General features: G+C 74.5%; 5 protein-coding genes. 3 read left to right on the top strand and 2 right to left on the bottom strand.

Features of this window, described 5'->3' with window-relative positions; genetic code table 11:
• Nucleotides 1–58: 58 nt before the first annotated feature.
• Nucleotides 59–937, bottom strand: a complete 879-nt coding sequence (locus tag QOZ89_RS22885) for a PadR family transcriptional regulator (RefSeq protein WP_071051651.1) — start codon at nucleotides 935–937, stop codon at nucleotides 59–61.
• A gap of 335 nt (nucleotides 938–1,272) precedes the next feature.
• Here QOZ89_RS22885 and QOZ89_RS22880 point away from each other — a divergent pair, with 335 nt between their 5' ends.
• The 3 genes from QOZ89_RS22880 (at nucleotide 1,273) to QOZ89_RS22870 (ending at nucleotide 4,375) form a co-directional block, all read left to right on the top strand.
• Nucleotides 1,273–2,553 (top strand): phosphotransferase, encoded by a 1,281-nt coding sequence (locus tag QOZ89_RS22880; RefSeq protein ID WP_312625108.1) that lies wholly within the window; start codon nucleotides 1,273–1,275, stop codon nucleotides 2,551–2,553.
• 333 nt (nucleotides 2,554–2,886) lie between these two features.
• Nucleotides 2,887–3,228, top strand: a complete 342-nt coding sequence (locus QOZ89_RS22875) for a TFIIB-type zinc ribbon-containing protein (protein WP_198543445.1) — start codon at nucleotides 2,887–2,889, stop codon at nucleotides 3,226–3,228.
• A 424-nt stretch (nucleotides 3,229–3,652) separates the two neighbouring features.
• Nucleotides 3,653–4,375, top strand: a complete 723-nt coding sequence (locus QOZ89_RS22870) for a NeuD/PglB/VioB family sugar acetyltransferase (protein ID WP_071051649.1) — start codon at nucleotides 3,653–3,655, stop codon at nucleotides 4,373–4,375.
• Nucleotides 4,376–4,571: 196 nt separating this feature from the next.
• On the opposite strand, the gene QOZ89_RS22865 is transcribed toward QOZ89_RS22870, so the two are convergent.
• A complete protein-coding gene (locus tag QOZ89_RS22865) occupies nucleotides 4,572–4,976 on the bottom strand; it encodes a VOC family protein (RefSeq protein ID WP_071051648.1) in 405 nt (134 codons plus the stop codon).
• Nucleotides 4,977–5,228 lie beyond the last annotated feature (252 nt).

The raw sequence follows: 5,228 nt of genomic DNA, 5'->3' as shown, positions 1-5,228 counted from the left end.
CGGCCCGCCGGAGACGGGCCGGACTCCGCCGCCGGGAGCTACTCGCCAGCGCCGGTGGTTACTCGCCGGCGGCGGGCGCGGCGCCACCCGAGGCGGATGCCGCGGGCGGCTCCGGGGCCGGCTCGGCGGCCGGCTCGGCGGAGTCGCCGGCCGACTCGGCGGAGTCGCCGGCCGACTCGGCGGTGGGCTCGCCGGCCAGAATCAGGTACAGCGCCCGGCGAGCGTCCGTGAGGATCTTGTGGGCGGCCGCGATCTGGTCGGCGTCGCCGGTCCTCGCGACCTGCCAGGTGGCCGCGTGCAGCTCCTGGACCGGGCCGATCAGGCTGGCGCCGCCGCCGGCGCGGGCGGTGAACCCGGCGAACGGGTCCCCGAGCGCCGCGCGGTTCGCGGTGACGTGCTCCCGGCCAGCCTCGGTGAGGGTGACCAGGCGCCGGCCGCCATCGGCGGTGACGGTAACCAGGCCCTCGTCCTCGAGCTGGCTGATCGTCGGGTAGACGGCGCCGGGGCTGGGCTGCCAGGCGCCGCCGGTGCGCTCGGCGATCGCCTGCATCAGCTGGTAGCCGTGCATCGGGCCGTCCGCGTCGGCGAGCAGCAGCAGCACGGCGGCGCGGACGTCGCCGCGGCCGGCGCGGCCGCGGCCGCCACCCGGGCGCCCCCGTCGTCCCCACGGCCCGGCCGTCCAGGGCCCCGGCCCGCCCGGGGGCACCGGGCCGGGAGGCATCGCTCCCATGGGCGGCGGTCCACCGAACACCCCGAGGCCGGGGCCAGGGAACGGACCCGCGCCGGGGCCTGGGAACGGGCCCATGCCAGGACCGGGGTGGTGCGCGAACCCGTGGCCGTGCCGGCGGAACGGGCCGTGGTGCCGCCGGCCGCCGCCGCGCGGGCCGGGCTCCTCCTCCGGGCGTGGTCCGGGCCAATCACGATGATCGAACTTCATGGTGGTGTCTCCTTGCGGAATGTGCGCGTATGCGCGCTGATGGAGGTAGGTGCGTGGGGGCGTCCGACGGGTATCCGATCGGCGCGGCCAAGCGCGCCAGCCGAGCCCGGCGCCTCCCACGAGAGCCACCGGCACCTGGCTCGCTCCCGGGCGTTTGCCTGTCTGGAGCTCACCAGTGTTTCAGTGACACGCTCACGATATATCGCGTTAGGACGCTTGGCAAGTCCCGACCGCCGGTCGGGCGAACGTTGCCGGGAACCGCACCTGGTCGGCCGCGCGGCCGCGCGGTCCCGCGGACGCGGCTGCGATCCCGGCCGGGTTGGTTGAATCACAGGGTGGACGGCACACCTGCGCGGACGACCCCGGCGGGGAGGGCGACCAGCGCGGCCGGCGAGGCCAACGGGCCCCTGGCCGCCGCACCGCCGGACGCGACAGCGGCCCGGACGCTTCTGGACGGCATGGCCGCGCTAGCCGCCCGGTTGGTGGGGCCGGGCGGTGACGGTGGCGAAGCCGTCGAGGTGATCTCGCGGCGGCATGACCGGCTGGTGGTCCGGCGCGGGGGTGTGGTGCTGAAGGCGCACCAGGCCGGTGTCGACCCGGCCGCGCTCGCGGCCCGGCTGCTCGCCGCGGCCGACCCCTGCCTCGCCGCGGCCCTGCTCGCGCCGCTGCCGGTCCCGGGCGCCGAGCTTGGCGGCTATGCGGCCCGAGTCGGTGGGCGCTGGGTCAGCGCCTGGCCGTTCGGCGTGGCGCTCGGGCCGGACGACGCGGACGACGCGCCGTGGGAGCAGGCCGCCGCGCTGCTGGCCCGGCTGCACACCGCGCCATGTCCCACGGGCATCGCGGCCCTGGCCGCGCACCCGCGCAGACGGTTGGCACCCGCGGTCGAGGCACTCCGGCGCCAGGCAGCGACGTTGCCTCCGGCTGCGGCACCCGCGGTCGCGGGGGCGCCGAAGACCGCGCGGCCGCCGGCGGCCGAGGGGGCGCAGGCGGCCGGAGGCGTCCCGGTCTCCGGCGGCTCGGCGCGGGACGCGGTGCTGGCCGCCTATCGCGCGCTGCCGGACCGGGACGCGGTCGCGACCGCGCGGCCCGGCCGGCCCGTCACGCTGATCCATGGCGACTGGCACCTCGGGCAGCTGGTCAGGACCGACTCTGACGGATGGCGGCTGGTCGACATCGACGACCTGGGGGTCGGCGACCCGGCATGGGACCTGGCCAGGCCCGCTGCCTGGTTCGCCGCCGGGCTGCTGCCGCCCGCGGTGTGGGCGCGGTTCGTCGACACCTATCGGGCCGCCGGCGGGCCGGCGCTGTCCACTGACGGCGATCCCTGGCCCGCCGTCGACGTGCCCGCCCGGACGTTGGTCGTCGAGTACGCCGCCCGTGCCCTCACCGCGTCGCTGCCGACGGCCTCCGATGGTGACCGGGACAGGGTCGGCCACGACGTGTACGAGAACAGCGCCGCGGGCGGGCCCCGAGAGAGCCGCCGGGACCTTGGCGAGCCGGACGGCGACAGGCAGGAAGGCGACGGCAGGGACGGCGACGGCGACGGTGTCGGCCCCGATGGGCTGGACCCGCTGGGCCATGCGTTCGTCACCTGCTGCCGCCGGATGCTCTCGTAGTGCCGTTCTCGGCAACGTTCGCCCGCGCTCGCCACGCAAGATCGCCAGGACTGTACTCGGATCCGTGCTCCGGGCCTCGCCCGTTCGGATCCGAGTACAGAACCGCTGGTCAAGCCCACGATGCGGCGATGCCACCGGGCCGACCTTGGCTGATGCGGCACCAGACGCCGTCCCATCGCGGCGGCAGCCTGGCGGCGGCGCGGCCGCTCGGCGGCGGCGGCTCGGCGGCGGGCAAGACCTGGCGCGAGTCGTACATTTGACAGCGATGTAGAGGGTGCGAGGTCAGTAGGCTTCGGACCCGACGAGCCCGCCTCCCTCGATGGGTAGGTACACATGAGCCAACCGACGATGCAGTGTCCCAAGTGCCACGCGATGATGCGGACCTACAACCGCAACGGTGTCCAGATCGAGCAGTGCGACGGCTGCCGCGGGATCTTCCTCGACTATGGCGAGCTGGAGGCGCTGACCCGGCTGGAGTCGCAGTGGGCGCAGCCGGCTCCGCCCGCCCCGCCGCCGGCCGGGCAGCCCTACGGCCAGCCCGCCTATGGCCAGCCCGCCTACGGTCAGCCAGCCTGGGGCCACGGCGGCCAGGCGAGCCATGGCGTGTTCGGCCACGGGCGCGGCCACGGCCGCCACGGGCAGGGCGGCTTCTTCAACGCGCTGTTCTCGTCCTGACCCGGGCCTCCTGACCATCCCGGGCCGAGGCGTCGCGGCGTCCGCGGCTCGGGCCGAGACCGGGCTGGCCGATCGCCCGGGAGGGCATGCACAAGGCCACGCCAGGCCTGGCCGGGCGATGCCCGGGCCAGGTTCGGGCATCGCTCGCCGGCCCCACAATGGTGAGCGGATCGGCTCCGTACCAAGTGTCTCGTCGCACGAATGTCGCGCGGGGTAACCGTTCCGCCGGGCGGTACTGGCCGGCGGGCCCATGATTGTCGCGGTGCCGCGGCTGATGTTCCGTGTGCAACGATACTGAGGCCCCTCGCGATTGAGATCCCTCGCGCCGTCCGTGGACTCTTCACGGCGGATGAACGAGGCGCGTCATGCCTGCGCGGAATACCTCGGAGCGCCTTTGAACGGCTGAAGCCGTATAAAGGACAGCATGACCGCCGCCGGGCCCGTCCCGCTGCTCATCGTCGGCGCTGGTGGCCTGGCCCGGGAGGCGGCGGAGGCCGCCCGCGCGTCCGGTGAGCACCACGTCGTGGGCTTCCTTGACGACAACCCGGCGTTGTGGGGCGCCCCGATCGGGGGCGCCCAGGTACTTGGCGGCCTGGAACGGGTGGCCCACTACCCGCGGGCCCGCCTACTGCTCGGGCCCGGCCGTGGGCGCTCGCGCGCCGTGCTGCGTCACCGGCTCGAGGAGATGGGCATCGGCGCCGACCGCTACACCAGCGTGATTCACCCGCGCACCGTGGTACCGCCCTCGTGCTCCGTCGGGGCCGGTTCGGTGCTGCTCGCGGGTGTCGTGCTCACCGCGGACGTGACCGTCGGCCAGCACGTCGCGGTGATGCCGAACGCGGTGCTCGCCCACGACGTCGTCGTCGAGGACTACGTGAGCGTCTGCGCGGCGGTGACGCTCGCCGGCTCCGTGCGGGTGCGCGCCGGGGCCTACCTGGGGCAGAACTGCGCCGTCCGCGAGGGGCTGACGGTGGGCGCCTGGTCGATGATCGGCATGGGCGCGGCCGTGGTCAGCGGGGTCGGCGACAGCGAGATCTGGGCGGGCGTGCCGGCTCAGCTGCTGCGCCCGTCGGTGGGGCCGCCCCCGGTCCCGACGGGCCCGTCGGGCGCCGCGACCCGCACGGGACTCGCGCGTTCCGGCCGCTGAACGGGCGGGGCCGATATCCGTTCGGACGCCGCCCCGGCGCGCAATCCCCGGGCCATTCTGGCCGATATCCGTACCCGCCGGTGTCTGCGCCGATACGCCGGAATGGCGTCTGGGTGGTCGTCGGGTGACGGAACGGCTCCGAAATCCAGAATCGTGCGGCCGACGGCCGGCCACGGCGGCCCGGGACCGGAATCATTCAGGAACGCGCTTCACCTCGAAGGGGTCCGCCGGAGAACTGGGTTACCGACAATGTGTGACCGTCCGGATCGTTGAACCACACGATCCGGTCACCGTCCGGCGAGGTCCAGATACCAAGGCCGTCCTGGTCGATGCCGTCGTAGCGGTTGACCCGCGCGCCCCGGTCGGTGAGCCAGCGCACGGCGCCGGTGATGTCCTCCACCCTCCAGCCGAGCGTCGTGAAGGGCTGGGGCATGACCTCGCGCACCGTGCTGACGCGCAGTATGGTCCCGGCCACCTGGAACACCGCCGCCGACGGCGTCTCCTCCAGCAGCGGGAGCCCGAGGACGCCCTGGTAGAAGTTCAGCGCCCGGTCGAGATCAACCGTCGGCACAAAGGCAATTAGCTCAGCGTCAGCAAGCACTCCCCCACCGTCCTGTACAGCCGACACCCCTAAGGTCACATCATCTCACCGTGATGTTTCATCCACCAAAGGAGACGTCGCCAACCGAGATGCCACCCGACACCAACGGGTAACCACGCCGACGGTGAAACAGCGTCGACGCGGCACGACCCCGTGGCGACATCGCCACGGCACACGGCACACGACGCCGACGGCCGGGCCGGGGGGCCGTCGGCCCCCCCCCCGGCCGGGGGGACCCGGGGGGCCGGGGGG

This window comes from Pseudofrankia coriaricola (assembly GCF_032027725.1).
GTDB lineage: Bacteria > Actinomycetota > Actinomycetes > Frankiales > Frankiaceae > Pseudofrankia.
Note: the sequence above shows the minus strand (reverse complement) of the source record. Positions and strands in the feature narration are given on the sequence as shown.

What these genes read in the sequence shown, in the direction of transcription:
- QOZ89_RS22885 (WP_071051651.1), bottom strand. Translation starts at nt 937, where the DNA reads ATGAAGTTCGATCATCGTGATTGGCCCGGACCACGCCCGGAGGAGGAG.
- QOZ89_RS22875 (WP_198543445.1), top strand. Translation starts at nt 2,887, where the DNA reads ATGAGCCAACCGACGATGCAGTGTCCCAAGTGCCACGCGATGATGCGG.
- QOZ89_RS22870 (WP_071051649.1), top strand. Translation starts at nt 3,653, where the DNA reads ATGACCGCCGCCGGGCCCGTCCCGCTGCTCATCGTCGGCGCTGGTGGC.